We start from the raw sequence: 15,988 nt of genomic DNA on the forward strand, positions 1-15,988 counted from the left end.
AGGAACAAGATAAAAGCGCGGCAGGGAAGGGTGAAAGTATTGCCCAGCGTTTTCTCACTCCGAGCGTTCATCCCCATTCATGGAAATCACGTGGACGGCCGTTGCCTTGAACGTTGCAAATACCCCGCTCCCCTCTTTCAGGTCAAGGTCACGACAGCTCTCGCGGGTGAGGAGTGCCGTGAGCGGGAATCCCGCATCCAGGCTCACCCGCACTGTGCTTCCCGAAGAAACGATCCCGGTAACGATCCCCCGCAGGCAGTTTCGGGCACTGGACTCGAACGGCGCTTTTGAGAGGATCACGTCCTCGGCATGCAGGGTGGTGACCACGTCTCCCGTGACGGGTGAGGCCGCAGTAAAGGCCGGGCCGCGTGTGGGTGTGATGCGGACAATATTCCTCTCACGTACCGATCTCCCCCGTATGATGTTGCTGATCCCCAGGAACTCGGCAACGAAAGTGTCTTCCGGGTGGAGAAAAACTTCCGATGTCTCTCCCACCTGCACAATCCGACCCTCCCGCATGATGGCGATCCGGTCGGCAAGGGCAAAGACATCGTCGAAATGGTGGGTGATCTGGACGATGGTTGTCCCGGTCACGCTCCGGATCCGGGAGAGTTCGCGGCGCATCCGCTCCCGGCTCCGGCTGTCGAGTGCGCTCATCGGCTCATCGAGAAGCAGGACTTCCGGCCGGAGCACGAGGGCCCGGGCCAGGGCCACTCTCTGCTGTTCCCCACCGGAGAGCGTGCCGGGGTAGCGTTTTTTCAGATGCCCGATCTCCATCAGGTCGTACATTTCCAGCACGCGATCCCGCTGTTCATGTGCGGGGACTTTTTTCTGGTTCAGCCCGAACGCGATGTTCTCTTCAACCGTGAGATGGGGGAAGAGCATGTAGTCCTGGTATACCATGCCGATGTTCCGTTCGCGGGGTTCGCGTTCCGTAATGTCAACCGTATCGAGAAGGATCCTTCCATCCTTGGGAATATGAATCCCGGCAATGGTCTCCAGGAGAACCGTCTTTCCCGCGCCGGTCGGCCCGAGGATGATGAAGTACTCATCGGAACGGATCTCAAGCGAAACATCATGAACGGAAAATTCTCCCAGCGTTATGGAGAGGGATTCAATGCGCAGCATGGTTGGACCTCCCTAAAAGACGTTCACGTTCTTGTCAAGGTATTCGACCGTGCAGAGCGCGACAAGCGAGATCAGGATCAGGATGGTCGCGGCCGCGATGGCAAGGTCCACGTCTCCTGTCGAGATATTGAGGTAGAGGGCGATAGGCAGTGTCTCGGTCCGCATGGTTGTTGCGCCGGCAAGCATCAGGACTGCGCCGAACTCCCCCATTGCCTTGGACCACGTGATCACGGTGCCGGCAATGAGGCCGTGCCGTGCCATGGGAAGGGAGACCCGGAAGAATGCACCGGTCTCCGTGCACCCGAGCGTCTTTGCCACGTGCTCGAACCGCGGGTTGATGGATGCAAACGTCGAGCGCATGATGCGGACCATGTAGGGGAGGTTGACGAAGACTTCCGCAACGATGATCCCCAGCGGGGTGAAGATAACAGCAAAGCCGGCACTGTCGAGTGCCTTTCCCCACGGGGTTGTGCCGAAAAAGAGGAGGAGCGCGATGCCGGCAACCAGCGGGGGGAGTGTCAGGGGAAGTGTCAGGACAAGGCTTGCGATCCGCTTTCCCGGGAACGTATACCGGGCAAGCGCATAGGCAACCGGGACGGCTATAGCTATGCAGATGATGGTCGATGCCACGCTCGTTACAAGACTGAGCAGGATCGCAAACCGGATCTCGGGGCTTGCAAGGCTCGAAAGAAGCGTGGAGAGCGGAGAGTAGAAGAGGAGGCCAAGGAGCATCCCGCTGATAACAAGAAAGAGGATGAGGGTTAAGGCCAGCGATACTTTCCGCATCCGCGACTCCTGCCCGCCCGGTTACTGCTGCCGGATACCCGATCCCGCTTCCCGGAGCCTCCCGACATGTGTCGTGGTGACCCACCCGGGGGCGGCATCAGGGATGGAATCGAACGCCGGGATATAGGGCTTGATATCGAGGACCGGTGTCCCGTCAAGAAGGTCGATCCCTTTCACCGAGAGAACCCCATCAGTAATCCCTGTCAGGGCAACGTACGAGATCCCGATCGGGTTGGGCCGGTTGAAGTGGCGGGTGGCGAAGATGCCGTGGTTTGCCTCCCCGTCCAGGAGCGGCTTCTCCGCAAGTGCCCGCTTCTCTGCTTGGTTGAAATGGGAGAGGATGATGAGGTGCGAGAATCCTTCGATGTCGCGGAGCCCCTCACGGTATTCGAAAAAGACCTCGATTGTCCCTGTGGCCTGCGAGAACGAGCTCTGGAACGGGGGTGCACCGCGTGTCGTGAGCTCTGAATGCGCAATCCCTATCGGGCGGAAGTCCATCATGGTCTCTTTACGGTCTCCCTTACGGCTGGACGTTCGCATAGACCGGGTCCGGGTAGATCGGGAACCCGTGCTTTGCAAAGATCGCCTTGCCCTCGTCCGATGCCACGAACGCCACGAACTTTGCTGCGGCATCGGAATTCTGCGTGAACGTGGTCATACCGATGGGAGTGATCAGGACCTCGTTTACCGTAAGCGGGATCTCGATCATGTCCATCTTGTCGGTTTTGACATTGTCAAGCGTCAGGAGGGCGGCGTCGGCCTGCCCGGCATTCATGATCGTGACCAGTTCGTTGATGGTCGGTGTGCGGGTCACCACGTTCTTCTCAACGTCAGCGGTAATGTTCAGCTTCTTGAACATCTTCGCCCCAGCCTTGCCGATGGCCGTGGCATCGACATCACCGAGTGCGATCTTCATGCCAGGCTGTGCAAAATCCTTCAGCGTGGCGATGTTCTTCGGATTGCCCTTCTGCACCACAATCACCGGCACGTGGTAGGCAACAAGCTGGTAGGAATCGACGAGGCCCTGCGCTTTTGCGGTCTTCCACTCGTTCGTCGAGCCGGGGATGAAGACATCACCCTTGTGGGTCAGGTTCATCTGCGTGATGAGGACTCCGCTTCCGCCATAACTGTACTGGACGCCGATGCCGTACTTTTGCGTGAATGCCTTACCAGCATCTTCCATCGGGGCCTTGAGCCCAGCGCCGGAGAAGACGAGGATGCTCTCCGTGGGAACTGCGGTTGTTGCCGCTGCGGTGCTCTTTGCACCCTGTGACGAGGAGGTGCAGCCGGCACATGCCGCTGCGATGAACAGGATGACGAGGGCGATACTGATGATGAGTGTTGAGTTCAGTTTCTGGGTCATGGAAATCATTCCGAGGATCAGGGATCGACCGGACACTAATAAATAATTATTGATTTACTTTTTTTATTTGTTAACCAGAAAAGCCGGATATTCCGGTTGAACCATTGCAGCGTACAGCAGGAACTGCCAGGTGTGTTCGCTGCGTGGGAAAGAAGGAAAAAAAGATTAATGTTTGCCCGGCATCGGGTTGAACACATTCTCGTAGATCATGTCGCTGCCGGTGTTGTGCAGGCGGGCGCGCTCCTCTCTCTCCTCAGCATAGGCAAGGATCGGGAGTTCCATGTCCCGGCCGGGGACGTGGCCGAACATCTTTTCGAGCTCGACCTGCTGGGAGTGCATGAAGAGGGCGTTCGGGATCTCCGACGGGCAGAGTTCCTGGCACTGGCCGCAGTTCACGCAGCTCGATGCAATGTGGGCGAAGCAGATGAGGTGGAACATGAAGTTCGGGGGGACCTCACCGGAGGGGAGGGCTGGAGGAATGATCCATGATACTTCTGGCTTTCAGGGAACGTTTGAATGTCTCTCTCCTTCGAAGAACTGCGTTCTTCTCATGCTCTTACTCTCCGTTGAGGAGTAATTACACCATAAAATTATCTCTTTGATTTGGGCTTATTTTTCGGATCAGAGCCCATTTTAGGAAACGGGTTTCCGGATAGTCGCGGTTTTTGGCGAATTACAGCGATCGATTTCAAAAATATTGATGTATAGGGGAAATTTCGAGGATCTGGGAATAATACGGGCGCCAAAATCGGATTAATTGTTGCCCTTCTGATCGATCGCGGGGGAGGAATTCAGGGAAGTGTGGGGCCGGAAGACCCGGTGGGGGGTCGGATCCGGGGCCGGGATCACAGCACCAGGTAATATGCCCCGTCCGCACAGGCTTTGCATATGGCCTTGCCATCCCGCATAATCTCGCGGCCGTCCATGATCCGCTCGCCGCATTGCGTGCAGAGCGTCTTGTGTTTCGGCATCCCTGGAATATCGTTCTCGGGAATTTCAACGGAGACCCGCTGAATCTTTAGGATCTCTTCATCAGGGGCGGTCGCAAGGGCCTGCAGCATCTCCTTTGGGTCCATCTGGTCGTGCTTTGCCCGGTTCTTCTCGTCCACGGCAACCCGCACGGCCCGGCCGGACTTCAGGTCGACAAACGTTGCGGCAAACCTGCCGTAGTCGCGGAACTTGAGGCTGCGGTGGCCCAGCGAACAACCGGTGATGGCCTGCACGGCATCAGCGCCGCACCGGTCGATCTCCATGTATACGATCAGATCGCGGTGGTGTTCGAGAGGGTTCAGCCCGAGTTCGCGGAGCCCGGCGATTGTCAGCCGGGTGCCCAGCACGATCCCGGCGCAGACATGACCGTGGAATTCTCTCGCTTTTGCAAACAAACTATCATAATCGCTCATGATCTCCTCCTCTTTCCTGAGGTCTTGTTATCTTTGTTGTTCCCGCCGGTATTCCGTGCGTCAGCGACATTCCACCAGAGATGGGCGCCAAGGGTCTTTTCCCCCAGCACGAATCCCTGGTCCGTCTTCCGCAGCATGGCGTGGAGATAATTCCTCACAATTTCCTCATGCTCCGGAGCCGCGCAGTTCAGGCGCCGGATGTATTCTCCCGTAGCCTCCTCGAACGTGGCAAAGGAGGATGCCGGTGACTTGGTCTCGACAGTAAGGTTCGCGTAGATCCCCATCTCGAAAAGGACCATAAAGAGCCAGTCAGCCGTGGGCTCGCCCGGGAACTCCCCGCCATGGATCAGCGGCCAGAGGTCCCGGTTCACGTTCGCCCAGGCTGGCGGGGTAAGGAACCAGAAGAGGTGTACGGTCCCGTGGCAGCAGCGCTGCATCTTTGCGATTGCCTCTGCAATGTCCATCATCGTGAGGGAGTAGGACGCGATCACGATATCGTAGGGCTCGCCGAGTTCTTCCATGCCCACATCCTCCCACCGTTTCGGGATAACCGATATGCCGGAGATGTTCTCTTGGACAATTCGTTCAGCCAGTGCCTCCCGCATCACATCCGAAGGTTCGACAACCGTCACCGTACACCCGCGGGCCGCCAGCGGTATGGCAAACGTGCCGGGTCCGGCGCCGATGTCCAGCACGCGCGAGCCATCGGGTATCGCCATGGCCTCCAGCCGTTCCCCGGTCTGGTGCTGGTTCTTCTCCCGGCCCTTCATGTACACGGTTTTGACATTCTTCCTGTTGTTCCAGAACTGCTTGTTGTTGCCATAGTTCGGCACGGCGCAGTGCGCCAGCTTGACCCGGCGCCACCGTTCACTCCAAGTTGGTAAAGGGATACTCCCGGTATATGGGGGGCTGGTATACTCGTTCATTGATTCTCTCCCCGTTTGTTGTTCACTTATACTAATTGATTTTTTCATTTATTAATGACATTAAGCGAACATGGTGCAGGAGATGAAAACTCTCTTGTAAAATGATATTAGTTTACTTCTCAAAAAATTAACCAATTTCCCAAAACTTAAATGGTCCAACAGACAACCGGATCAGGATCACTATGGGCTCAAAAGATGTCATGACAACCTTTGCCGAGCGGGACATCCGCCAGTATTTTTCTGAATTCGACGGATGGAATATTGCCCCGATCACCGGAGTGCAATCACCGGTTGGCTTGTACCGGGCATCCCGGAACCGGCTGTACCACGAAGAAGTGGCCTTCATTGCGGTCTCATTTGATCCAATTCCGGAAAACGAGTGCATAACCGCTCTCGACGCACTTCCCTCAAGCCGGGGATCGCGGGTGAAGAAATTCCTGCTCACGCCACAGGCAACCGACACGTCATTTGTCCCTCCCCACGTGCAGGTCCTCCTGATGAAGGCATTCGCCTTTGCCGATGGCGATCTGGTCTGGCTCACGAAGAAGAAGAATGCCCGGCAGTATGCCTGTGCGCCTGCAGCACCGGCACCTGAACCGGTTACCACTCCCGCCACCCCGACATCATAATTCCGGAAACCGGCAATGATCACGCGTCAGCATCTCCTGCTCGTACTGTTGTGCAGCGTTATCCTCAGCAGTGCCATCGTGGATTATAATCCGGCCCTGGCATTCCTAGTTGCCATCGGTGCGGGTACTGGTGCCATCATTCCGGATATCCAGATGAAACGGCCGAACAATAATCCGCTCCGGACGAGTGCGTGGGTGGTTGCCCAGGTGGGCCGGCGGATCTGCACACCGGTCATGTGCATATTCTATCGCAGGATCTTCAGGATCGATTGTAACCCTGGCGACAAATGGCTGACCCACTCCCTTCCCGGGTTAATCCTGAACTTCGGTATTCTTTCAGCAATCGCGTTTGTCCCGGTATTCGTATTCGGGGATGAGATTCCCGTGCTTCTCGTCATGGGGTTCCTCGCAGGGCTGTTGTTTGGCATGGTCCTCCACCTTGCAGAAGACTGCTGCTGCCGCAAAGGAATCGCGCTCTTCCATCCCTTCAATGATACCAGGATTTACGGCTCAATCCGGCCCTGCGATGTCATCGACCGCCGGATCACCGGGTTCTACGTGTACCACGCCACGGTCCTCTTCTTTTTCCTGCTCATCCAGTCGGCGGTCCATGTCTCGTTCTATGAGATGATCGCTTTTGGTCTCTTTTCCATCTGCCTTTGCGTCGGATCCATGATCTGGCAGTCGGATGTCCGGATTGAGCTTCCGGATAACCGGATCGCTGACAGCCAGGAGGTAACAGTCACGTGAAGGGAGTATTATGATATCTATTGCAAGGATATCCACGACCCTCTCCGGAGTAACGGCAGCAGTCGGTCAGCTCACAAGCCGGATATCAGCAGGCGCGACAGGTATGGTCTTCATCTACAGCCTCCTGCCCCTCATCTTCATCTGCTCCCTCTTCTTCGGGAGGTACGAGGTCTCCCCGCAGCATGTTCTCCAGATACTTGCAGCACCGGTCACAGACCTTGTGCCGGGAAACCTCATCCAAATCGAACATACCTGGACGGCCGCTGAGGAGAATGTCATTTACCAGATCCGGCTCCCCCGGCTTGTCGCAGCAGTACTTGTCGGGGCCGGACTCTCCATCGCCGGTGCCGCTTACCAGGGGCTCTTCAAGAACCCGCTTGTCTCACCGGATATCCTCGGCGTGGCATCCGGTGCCGGCTTCGGCGCGGCACTTGCCATCCTCCTCTCGTGGAACATGGCTATGATCCAGGTATCGGCCTTCTGCTTCGGGATCCTCGCGGTCACCATCACGTACCTCCTCAGCAGGTTTTACCGGACAACACCCACGCTGATCCTCGTCCTGTCGGGTATTATCGTTGCCGCGTTCTTCACCGCCCTTATCTCGCTCACCAAGTACGTGGCAGACCCGTACGAGAAGCTGCCGGCCATCACCTTCTGGCTGATGGGCAGCCTCGCCTCGGTCCGCTATTCCGACCTCCTGATGGTCATCCCGTTCTTTCTTATCGCAACGGGAATCCTCCTCCTCATCCGCTGGCGCATCAACCTGCTTGCCGTGGGCGACGACGAGGCCCGGGCGCTCGGCATCGACACGAAACGGATGGGGCAGGTGATCATCCTCTGCTCCACGCTCATCACGGCATCAGCAGTATGCATTGCCGGCATCATCGGCTGGGTCGGCCTCGTTGTCCCGCATCTCGGCCGTATGCTGGTCGGTCCGGATTATACCCGGCTCCTGCCCGCGTGCCTGCTTCTTGGGGCCTGCTACATGCTCATTATCGATGACCTTGCGCGGATGCTCACGAATGCCGAGATCCCGCTCGGGATCCTGACGGCCATCGTTGGCGCCCCGTTCTTTGCGTACCTGCTCAGCAGGAAATCGGTGGGGTGGATATGATCCTTGACGTGAACCAGGCCGGGTTCCGGTACGATTCGGTACGGATGATCTTCTCGGGCATCTCGTTCTCGCTTGGGGAGCAGGAGGTGCTCTGCATCCTTGGTCCGAACGGGATCGGCAAGTCAACGCTCATCCGGTGCCTTGCAAACCTCTACCCGCTCTGTGCGGGCTCAATCCGCCTGCACGACCGGGACATACGGTCCCTGAACTATCGCGACGTGGCCCGGGTCATCGGGTACGTTCCGCAGGCCCATGAGATCACCTTCCCGTTCAGTGTCCGGGAGTTCGTCCTCATGGGGAGGGCCCCGCACCTCGGGCTCTTTGCCTCGCCGGGAAAGGAGGATCGTACAAAAGCGGACGAGGCCATCGGGCTTGTCGGCATACAAAAGATCACAGACAAGCCGGTCAACGAGATCAGCGGCGGGGAGTACCAGCTCGCCATGATTGCACGGGCACTTGCGCAGGAACCGGAGGTGCTCCTGCTGGACGAGCCTACCTCGCACCTGGACTTCGGGAACCAGATCCGGGTCCTGGAGATCATCGACCGGCTTGCCCGTGACGGTTTGTCCGTGATCATGAGCTCCCACTTCCCGGACCACGCGTTCCTCACCTCCAACAATGTTGCCATCATGCAGCACGGCTCGTTCATGGCCTATGGGCTTGCAGAAGAGGTTGTCACGGAGACGAACCTGAAGGCGACATACGGGGTTGACGTCTCAATCACGTACAGCCATGACGTGGAACGGCATGTCTGCGTGCCGCACCGGTCCGGGCAGTGCCGGTGCCGGGATCCAAAGCAGCCGGAATATTCTCCGAAAATGGCCGCAATGGTCCCTGCGATGAGGTAAGACGTTTTCCCGAAAACCAGAGTTCCGCTCCGACCGGGAAACACTGAGCAGGCAGATCCCATCCTATATTCGGGAGGGAACGGGGAATTCAGAGGTATATCATTATGACAGAACCCGAAAAGAAGCAAAAGAACAGCCGGTTGATCAAGATCCTTGCCGGGATCATTATCATCGGAGCTGTCCTTGCAGTTGCTGCAGTGATTGCATTGCCCAAAGCTGCTGCGGGACCGGTTGCTCACCAGACCCGGACCATCACCGATATGATGGGCAATACCGTGGTTGTTCCGCAGGAAGTCAACCGCATTGTTGTCACCTGTTGTGGGGGAGCCACCCATGAGGTGATGGTCATGGGAGCGGCAGATAGGATCGTTGCCCAGCCCGCCAAGTGCATCATGCCCGAGCTCAAGGTCATGAAACCGGGTTTCTCGTCCGTGACGGATGCCGGATCCTTTGACGACATCAATGTTGAGCAGATCATCGCGCTCCATCCCGATGTCGTCATTGCCAGTGTCACCTCGGAAAAGGGGAACACGAAACTCCGCGAGGCGGGCATCCCTGTTGTGACTGTCATGACCGGCCGCGGCAACATGAGCCAGATGCGGTCTGAGTTCGCCATGATGGGCCAGCTCCTGGGATCCGGGAATCAGGCGTCCTCATTAAACAACTACTGGGAGACGAAGCTCGCTCTTGTGAAGGAACGTATTGCAGCGATCCCGGCAAACGAGAAAAAACGGGTCTACTACATGCTGGGGAAGACCACCCACACCAACGGGGGAAGTTGGTGGGGACAGGAGTACGTCACTGCGGCCGGCGGCATCAATGTTGCCGAGGAACTCGGGACAAACCGGGACACCTCGCTTGAACAGCTGGTGAAATGGAACCCGGAAGTCATCATCATCAGCAGCAACGAAGGCACCTTTATTCCCATAGCGGATGTGAAGAACAACGCCCAGCTGGGCAGTATCAGTGCTGTTAAGAACAACCAGCTCTACGAATGCCCCATCGGATCGTTCTGGTGGGATCGGCCGTCGCCCGAAGCGCCGTTAGGAATCATCTGGCTTGCAAAGACACTGTACCCGGAGAAATTCTCCGACATTGATCTCAAAGCTGAGACGCAGGACTTTTACCGGACGTATTACGGGTACACACTCAGCGACGCTGAGTATGAGAAATTCCTCAACCCGCAGCCTGCCACAAAATAACGGAACACGTGAAGATGTATGAACGGCAAAAAACCAGATCTCATCAATATCAGGATCGGGGAGGAGATCTCCTCGATCGATAACATAATTGAGGGGTATAAAAGCTACCAGGTACTCCGTGCGGCCCTGACACTCGGCCTCTTTGACTGGCTGGACGAGCACGGCCCCGCATTACGGGAAGATATCGGAAAGGCATTGTCCATCAACGGTATGTTCACCCGGAGTTTCTTCCAGACGCTTATCGATCTTGGATTCCTTTCCGGAAAGGATGATCGCTTCGGGAATACGGACCTCGCAACACGGCTTTTGGTCCGGGGCAGCCCGGCATACCAGGGCGACTGGATCCTGAATGCCGCAGATGGCAACGGCCAGTGGGACAATCTTGCTGAGACGCTTGCCCTCACCGCTCCGAAAAACACCGGCTTTTCCGAGGGACCGGGCCCGCAGTTTCTCCGGGCAGCGGGCGAGCGGGCCCTGCGTGGGGAAGTCCAGGGCATCACGAAGATCCTTAGTACATGGGACGGTTTTGGTAACGCTGAAACACTTCTCGATATCGGGGGTGGACATGGCCTCTACGCGATTGCCGCCTGTCAGCAGAACCCCCGTCTCCATGCGGTTGTTTTTGACAAACCCCATGTCGTTGACCTGACCCAGGAATTTATCCGGCAGTATGGTATGGAAGACCGCATCACCGTTATGGCAGGTGATATCGTAACCGATGATCCCGGTTCCGGCTACGATATCGTGCTCATCTCTCACCTGCTCTACAAGTTCCGGGCCGATCTTCCCGCTATCTTCAAAAAAGTCTGCAACAGCCTGAAACCCCGGGGGCTCTTTGTCTCCAATCACTGGTTCTGCGGCCCGGTCTGCGGAGCCGGATCTTCCGGCGTCAGGGAACTCGACCGGTCCATCCACAGTTACGGGCATCCGCTCTGCCACCCGGAGGACTTTGCCTCCGCGATGTTCATGAACGGTCTGGTTGTTACGAAACGGGCCACCATCGCCACGAACTTCGGGGACTCGCAGGTACACGTTGCCGAGAAGGTGCCGGAAGGGCAGAGCCCGCTGCCCCGCCAGGAACGTTCATGCGGGTGCAGTTCATGCCAGTAAACCGCCGGCGCCCGGAACAGAAAAGCCGACCCGACACTGCCATCTCCGCTGAACCCGGGGCAATCCTTCGGGAGACCGTCGACGAACTCCAGTCCCGGTTCGGTCATAAGTTCGGTGGCATCACGGTCGAACGGGCTGTCATCGGGATCTTCTTCACCGGGGTGAAACTCAGCAACGGGTCGGGTGGACTCTGTTTCACGCCCATCAAGGAGATCCCTCAGGCAGTCTGCTGCCCGAGCTCGCTCCGGGCGCTTCCATGGTCCGGTAAGTTCCGGGGCCGGCCGGTCACGACCTTCCTTGATGCCCTCTTCGATCCGGGCCCGGTTAAACGGGCCTTCGGGATCGCAGTAGTAAATGCCCTATCGGCATCCAGCTGGGAGCAGGAACCTCCGGAGGATTATCACATCGAACGTGGAACGGACCCTCTGGAAACGGTAGAGATCCCGGATGACGCACATGTCGTTGTCATCGGGGCACTTGTACCAATCCTGATGCGGCTGAAAAAACGGGGAAAGCCGTACTCGATCATCGAGATGGACCCCCGGACCCTCAAGCCCGACGAGATGCCCTTCTGGGTGCCGGTAGAACGGACATCCGAAGTAGTTCCGCAAGCAGACCTGCTGGTCATCACCGGCACGTCTCTCCTCTTCCACTCGCTTGAGCCCATCCTCGCCAGTGCGAAGAAGGGGGCACACATCATCATTGTCGGGCCGACGGCAAGCATGCTGCCGGGGGCCTTCTTCCGGCGCGGGATATCTGTGCTGGGCGGTGACCTCGTGCTCCATCCTGACGATCTCCTGGATATCCTGAGTGAAGGCGGCTCCGGTTATCATTTCTTTGGCAAATCCGCGGATCGGATCAGTATCCGGAACGATCATTTCCCGGTAAATGGCACGACCAGGACAAAAAAAATTTAGGGAGTATGGTATGGATAAGAAAAGCATTTTCATCATTATCGGTGTGGCAGTGATCGTGGTTCTCTGTGCAGCAGGGTATGCGGTCTATGCCTCGGAAGGCCACACGGTACCGTCACACACCACGAAAATGATAACGGACATGATGGGGAGAAACGTGACAATCCCCGTTCCGGTCCAGAAAGTAGTGACGATCGGGTCGGTCCCGGTCCAGAACACATTCATCTTTGCGCTCGGGAAGAACGGGACGATAGCTAACGGGCTGCCGGAATCCTTCATCAAACAGGGACGCTGGAAGTACCAGCAAGTCTTTGCCCCTAACCTTATCGGCCAGCCGGGGATGCAGTCGGCCTCCTATGAGCCGAATGCCGAGGAGATCCTGAAGGCAGGGCCGGACCTAGTCTTCACTATGGACATGGCTACGGTCAAGAGCCTCGATAAAAGCGATATCAGGGTGGTCTATCTCTCATGGGTGGATGCCGAGGATGTGAAGAAGCTGATGACGCTCATGGGTGAGATATATGATGAGCAGGAGAAAGCTCAGGAATACGTGCAGTTCTTTGATATGACTATCCAGCGGATCGATGCAAAGGTGTCCACAATCCCAGCGGACCAGCGTCCGAAGGTTCTGTATTTCCAGTATACCAGCATGAGCGTTCCGCACAAGATCGGGGACTGGTGGATCACGAAAGCAGGAGGGAAGAGCGTGACTGATGAACCTCGCCAGACCGAGAGCCTGAAGATCGAACCAGAACAGATCGTGAAATGGAACCCGGATATCATCATTGTTGCATCACCAGCAGAGATTGGGGCAGTGTACAATGACACTAGGTTGTCTTCTGTCCCTGCCATCAAGAACAAGAGGGTATATATCACACCGATGGGAGCGCACATCTGGAGTCATCGCGGGATCGAAACACCGCTGACCGTGCTGTGGGCAGCCAAAACATTCTACCCGGATACATTCGCGGATCTCGACTTGGAAGCAGAGACCATCGTATTCTACAAGAAATTCTTCGGCTATCCCCTCACCTCAGACCAGGTGAAGGAGATCCTGTCCGGAAAAGCTAAGGCGTGATTGTTGTGGTGATACCCATGGATAAGAAGAACCAGTACATCCTGATCACCGTCGCATTTCTCATTATTGCGGGTATTGCCGTGATAACACTCAGCGGGGCCTCAGTCGGCCATGCACCGGCAACGGCTCCTGTAGCACAAAATACGAAGATGATCACCGACATGATGGGGCGGAATATCTTCGTGCCCCAGCCAGTCAGCAGAGTACTGGCCACCGGCCCTCCGACAACACTTGAAGTCTACGTCCTTGCACCGGACAAGCTGATCGGCGTCAACTTCAACCCGAACCCCGCTCCCGACGGCTCGGTGTATATGCCGGCAAAGTACCGGAACCTGACCGTTGTGGGCGGATGGTTCGGCACCCAGACCGGGAATTATGAGTCTTTCATCGCCATGAACCCCGACATCATCATTGACATGTCGACACTCGGGGATCCCAATGCCACGAGCACCGTCAATGAGCGCCAGCAGAAGTTCGGTACCATATCCGTGGTCGGCATCACGGATGCAGCAAACGTGACCCAGTACGATCCCTCGATAGCATTCCTCGGGTCACTCCTTGGCGCGGACCAGCAGGCGGCGTCACTCTCGGAATTCTACAACCGTGTCCTCTCAAAGGTCACGTCCACGGTAAAGACGATCCCTGATGACCAGAAGGTCCGGGTTTACTATGCAGAAGGCCCCAAGGGACTCCAGACCGATCCGATCGGCTCCCCTCATGCAGAACTGATCGATCTCGCCGGTGGGATCAATGTCGCTGATTGTGCCATTACGCCGGGCAACGGGCGGACAACCGTCTCGATGGAACAGGTCACGAAGTGGAGCCCCGATCTCATTATTGTCGGTGACCCCGGATTCTACAAGACCATCTCCAACGACACGCTCTGGCAGGTGATCCCGGCCGTGAAGAACCACCGGATCTACCTTGTCCCGCAGTCGCCGTTCACCTGGTTCGACCGGCCGCCCGGTGTCAACCGGATCATCGGTATCCCGTGGACGGCAAAGGTTCTGTATCCCGAAAAGTTCACGGATATCGACATGCCGGCCCTGACAAGGGAGTTCTACAGCAAGTTCTATCACTACGATCTCTCGGACAGCGAAGTGAACAGTTTGTTGGATCCGTCGATCCGCTAATCCAGGTATGGGGAAGGAATGGCGTCCAGGACCGTGAACCGGGAGGAGCATACGGATGAGTCCGCTGCCGATTTCAATGAGATTGCCCAGACCATCTTCTTCCCCATTTACCCGGTCATCGCCAACCAGATCCTTGAAAGGACCGGTATCGAGCAGGGTCAGTGCCTCGACTTAGGGTGCGGCCCCGGGCATCTCGCCATCGCGCTTGCAACCTTATCGGACCTGAAAGTCTGTGCAATGGATAATTCCCGGCCCATGCTCAGGATAGCGGAAGAGAATATCCGGAAATACCGGCTTGAACGCCGCGTACGGGCCGTCTTTGGCGATGTCATGGAAATCCCGTTCAATACCGGGTCGATGGACCTTGTTGTCAGCCGGGGGTCGTTTTTCTTCTGGCCAAACCTCTCCCGGGGTTTTTCCGAATGCCTGCGGGTCATCAGGCCCGGGGGAATTGCGTACATTGGAGGCGGTTTTGGAAATGCACGCCTCAAGGACGAGATCGCTGAAAAGATGCGGGTCCGGGATCCGGAATGGAAGGAGAAACGGAACCGGTGGTCACAGAACTGCACACCCCCAAAGGTGCGGGCAGCACTTGTCTTTGCAGGTATCCGGGATTATGATCTCAATAAAGACGATTCGGGTTACTGGATCGTGTTCCGGAAGCCGCTGAAGTGACCACTATCGTTAACCATTTCAACCAGCCCGCAATATGATCCCCCATGGAACCGGTCCGGGAACGGCTGCGGGAAACACCGGTCAAAAGCGGGGCAGCAGATTACCTCCTCACGCTCGATCGCGAGGACTACTCAGCCCTCTACCCCCGCATGGTCCGCTACGTTCTCGCAGTCTCTGACGGAGAGAGGCGGCTTGCATCATTCCGGACCAACACCTTCGAGTACTCCCCGCTCTCGCCTCTTGCGGCTGAATCCGTGGCGCTTGAGAAGGCCGGTGAGTGGGAGAAGGAGCTTGCAGCGGACCCCTCCCGTATTCTCCGTGAATTCAGGGAGCGGGAGCCAAAGCCGGCGAAACAACCGTCCGCCGACCTCGTCCTCCTGCAGGGCAGCCCCCGGCCGGACGGCAACTGTGCGATCCTTGCCGGATGGGCGACGGATGCAGCGAGGGACAGGGGCCGTACCGCAGAGGTCATCTACCCTCATGACCTCGACATCCACTGCTGCATCGGCTGTTACCAGTGTTACAACACCGGCACCTGCGTGTTCGACGACGATATGAACGGGATCATCGATGCGGTGCGGGGCGCCCGGCTCATCATCGTCTGCTCACCGGTGTACACCAACACCGTGACGGCCGGGCTCAAACTGGTCATCGACCGGATGCAGGCCTATCACGCGGAACGGACACTTTTTGGAGGAAAGGACGGACAGCACGGCCTCCTCTTCTCGGTTGCCGGCCGGAAGGGAGGGGGCAACTTCACCTGCATCACGAAGGTGGTGACTGCATTCTTCAAAAACTGCGGGATCGAACCGGCCGGTGAGATCCTCATCGACAGCGTGGATGCGGTGAAGGATATCCGTGAGATCGCGGGAAAGCGGGAGGAAGTATCCGGTCTCGTGCGCCGGTATCTCTGACAGGGCTGTTGACGC

Annotated in this window: 17 protein-coding genes and 1 pseudogene; 11 read left to right on the top strand and 7 right to left on the bottom strand. The window is 57.2% G+C overall.

Translation table 11 applies throughout. The features are described from left to right. Positions 1–54: 54 nt before the first annotated feature. From METFOR_RS03095 to METFOR_RS03125, 7 genes and pseudogenes are all read right to left on the bottom strand, one after another. Positions 55–1,128 carry an ATP-binding cassette domain-containing protein gene (locus METFOR_RS03095; RefSeq protein WP_015284639.1) on the bottom strand — a complete coding sequence of 358 codons (1,074 nt, stop codon included), beginning with the start codon at positions 1,126–1,128 and terminating at the stop codon, positions 55–57. A gap of 12 nt (positions 1,129–1,140) precedes the next feature. Then, on the bottom strand, positions 1,141–1,914 hold the full coding sequence (locus METFOR_RS03100; RefSeq protein ID WP_015284640.1) for an ABC transporter permease: 774 nt from the start codon (positions 1,912–1,914) through the stop codon (positions 1,141–1,143). A 21-nt stretch (positions 1,915–1,935) separates the two neighbouring features. Next, on the bottom strand, positions 1,936–2,454 hold the full coding sequence (gene tsaA, locus METFOR_RS03105; protein ID WP_015284641.1) for a tRNA (N6-threonylcarbamoyladenosine(37)-N6)-methyltransferase TrmO: 519 nt from the start codon (positions 2,452–2,454) through the stop codon (positions 1,936–1,938). Then, positions 2,435–3,277 carry a molybdate ABC transporter substrate-binding protein gene (gene modA, locus METFOR_RS03110; protein ID WP_015284642.1) on the bottom strand — a complete coding sequence of 281 codons (843 nt, stop codon included), beginning with the start codon at positions 3,275–3,277 and terminating at the stop codon, positions 2,435–2,437. The genes tsaA and modA overlap by 20 nt, the downstream gene beginning before the upstream one ends. 165 nt (positions 3,278–3,442) lie before the next feature. Continuing rightward, positions 3,443–3,736: pseudogene (locus METFOR_RS03115) on the bottom strand (formate dehydrogenase); the annotation flags it as partial. A gap of 386 nt (positions 3,737–4,122) precedes the next feature. Continuing rightward, a complete protein-coding gene (locus METFOR_RS03120) occupies positions 4,123–4,680 on the bottom strand; it encodes an FmdE family protein (protein ID WP_015284643.1) in 558 nt (185 codons plus the stop codon). Beyond that, a complete protein-coding gene (locus METFOR_RS03125; protein ID WP_015284644.1) occupies positions 4,677–5,606 on the bottom strand; it encodes a class I SAM-dependent methyltransferase in 930 nt (309 codons plus the stop codon). Before METFOR_RS03125 ends, METFOR_RS03120 begins: the two co-directional genes overlap by 4 nt. A 182-nt stretch (positions 5,607–5,788) precedes the next feature. Here METFOR_RS03125 and METFOR_RS03130 point away from each other — a divergent pair, with 182 nt between their 5' ends. The 11 genes from METFOR_RS03130 to METFOR_RS03180 all read left to right on the top strand — a co-directional run bounded on the left by METFOR_RS03130 (position 5,789) and on the right by METFOR_RS03180 (position 15,973). After that, positions 5,789–6,235 carry a hypothetical protein gene (locus METFOR_RS03130; protein WP_015284645.1) on the top strand — a complete coding sequence of 149 codons (447 nt, stop codon included), beginning with the start codon at positions 5,789–5,791 and terminating at the stop codon, positions 6,233–6,235. 15 nt (positions 6,236–6,250) lie between these two features. Beyond that, the gene (locus METFOR_RS03135) at positions 6,251–6,985 is read left to right on the top strand and encodes a metal-dependent hydrolase (protein ID WP_015284646.1); all 735 of its coding nucleotides are present in this window, start codon (positions 6,251–6,253) and stop codon (positions 6,983–6,985) included. Positions 6,986–6,995: 10 nt separating this feature from the next. Further along, positions 6,996–8,099 carry a FecCD family ABC transporter permease gene (locus METFOR_RS03140; protein ID WP_015284647.1) on the top strand — a complete coding sequence of 368 codons (1,104 nt, stop codon included), beginning with the start codon at positions 6,996–6,998 and terminating at the stop codon, positions 8,097–8,099. Next, positions 8,096–8,947: an ABC transporter ATP-binding protein gene (locus METFOR_RS03145; protein ID WP_015284648.1), complete on the top strand. Its 852-nt coding sequence runs from the start codon at positions 8,096–8,098 to the stop codon at positions 8,945–8,947. Before METFOR_RS03140 ends, METFOR_RS03145 begins: the two co-directional genes overlap by 4 nt. Before the next feature lie 104 nt (positions 8,948–9,051). Continuing rightward, positions 9,052–10,149, top strand: a complete 1,098-nt coding sequence (locus METFOR_RS03150) for an ABC transporter substrate-binding protein (protein ID WP_015284649.1) — start codon at positions 9,052–9,054, stop codon at positions 10,147–10,149. Positions 10,150–10,167: 18 nt separating this feature from the next. Next, complete coding sequence (locus METFOR_RS03155) at positions 10,168–11,259, top strand: class I SAM-dependent methyltransferase (RefSeq protein ID WP_015284650.1); 1,092 nt, start codon at positions 10,168–10,170, stop codon at positions 11,257–11,259. After that, on the top strand, positions 11,250–12,176 hold the full coding sequence (locus METFOR_RS03160; protein WP_148277580.1) for a DUF364 domain-containing protein: 927 nt from the start codon (positions 11,250–11,252) through the stop codon (positions 12,174–12,176). Before METFOR_RS03155 ends, METFOR_RS03160 begins: the two co-directional genes overlap by 10 nt. 10 nt (positions 12,177–12,186) lie before the next feature. Then, on the top strand, positions 12,187–13,251 hold the full coding sequence (locus METFOR_RS03165; RefSeq protein WP_015284652.1) for an ABC transporter substrate-binding protein: 1,065 nt from the start codon (positions 12,187–12,189) through the stop codon (positions 13,249–13,251). 17 nt (positions 13,252–13,268) lie between these two features. Beyond that, a complete protein-coding gene (locus tag METFOR_RS03170; RefSeq protein WP_015284653.1) occupies positions 13,269–14,384 on the top strand; it encodes an iron ABC transporter substrate-binding protein in 1,116 nt (371 codons plus the stop codon). 18 nt (positions 14,385–14,402) lie between these two features. Further along, positions 14,403–15,059 (top strand): class I SAM-dependent methyltransferase, encoded by a 657-nt coding sequence (locus METFOR_RS03175; RefSeq protein WP_015284654.1) that lies wholly within the window; start codon positions 14,403–14,405, stop codon positions 15,057–15,059. A 44-nt stretch (positions 15,060–15,103) separates the two neighbouring features. Then, a complete protein-coding gene (locus METFOR_RS03180; RefSeq protein WP_015284655.1) occupies positions 15,104–15,973 on the top strand; it encodes a flavodoxin family protein in 870 nt (289 codons plus the stop codon). Positions 15,974–15,988 lie beyond the last annotated feature (15 nt).

This window comes from Methanoregula formicica SMSP (genome assembly GCF_000327485.1).
Lineage (GTDB): Archaea > Halobacteriota > Methanomicrobia > Methanomicrobiales > Methanospirillaceae > Methanoregula > Methanoregula formicica.

Bases quoted from the DNA above. Each gene is read 5' to 3' on its own strand.
- METFOR_RS03095 (WP_015284639.1), bottom strand. From the start codon at position 1,128: ATGCTGCGCATTGAATCCCTCTCCATAACGCTGGGAGAATTTTCCGTT.
- METFOR_RS03140 (WP_015284647.1), top strand. From the start codon at position 6,996: ATGATATCTATTGCAAGGATATCCACGACCCTCTCCGGAGTAACGGCA.
- METFOR_RS03170 (WP_015284653.1), top strand. From the start codon at position 13,269: ATGGATAAGAAGAACCAGTACATCCTGATCACCGTCGCATTTCTCATT.
- METFOR_RS03180 (WP_015284655.1), top strand. From the start codon at position 15,104: ATGGAACCGGTCCGGGAACGGCTGCGGGAAACACCGGTCAAAAGCGGG.
- METFOR_RS03155 (WP_015284650.1), top strand. From the start codon at position 10,168: ATGAACGGCAAAAAACCAGATCTCATCAATATCAGGATCGGGGAGGAG.
- METFOR_RS03100 (WP_015284640.1), bottom strand. From the start codon at position 1,914: ATGCGGAAAGTATCGCTGGCCTTAACCCTCATCCTCTTTCTTGTTATC.
- METFOR_RS03175 (WP_015284654.1), top strand. From the start codon at position 14,403: ATGGCGTCCAGGACCGTGAACCGGGAGGAGCATACGGATGAGTCCGCT.
- METFOR_RS03150 (WP_015284649.1), top strand. From the start codon at position 9,052: ATGACAGAACCCGAAAAGAAGCAAAAGAACAGCCGGTTGATCAAGATC.
- METFOR_RS03120 (WP_015284643.1), bottom strand. From the start codon at position 4,680: ATGAGCGATTATGATAGTTTGTTTGCAAAAGCGAGAGAATTCCACGGT.
- modA (WP_015284642.1), bottom strand. From the start codon at position 3,277: ATGACCCAGAAACTGAACTCAACACTCATCATCAGTATCGCCCTCGTC.
- METFOR_RS03160 (WP_148277580.1), top strand. From the start codon at position 11,250: ATGCCAGTAAACCGCCGGCGCCCGGAACAGAAAAGCCGACCCGACACT.
- METFOR_RS03165 (WP_015284652.1), top strand. From the start codon at position 12,187: ATGGATAAGAAAAGCATTTTCATCATTATCGGTGTGGCAGTGATCGTG.
- METFOR_RS03125 (WP_015284644.1), bottom strand. From the start codon at position 5,606: ATGAACGAGTATACCAGCCCCCCATATACCGGGAGTATCCCTTTACCA.
- METFOR_RS03130 (WP_015284645.1), top strand. From the start codon at position 5,789: ATGGGCTCAAAAGATGTCATGACAACCTTTGCCGAGCGGGACATCCGC.
- METFOR_RS03145 (WP_015284648.1), top strand. From the start codon at position 8,096: ATGATCCTTGACGTGAACCAGGCCGGGTTCCGGTACGATTCGGTACGG.
- METFOR_RS03135 (WP_015284646.1), top strand. From the start codon at position 6,251: ATGATCACGCGTCAGCATCTCCTGCTCGTACTGTTGTGCAGCGTTATC.
- tsaA (WP_015284641.1), bottom strand. From the start codon at position 2,454: ATGCGAACGTCCAGCCGTAAGGGAGACCGTAAAGAGACCATGATGGAC.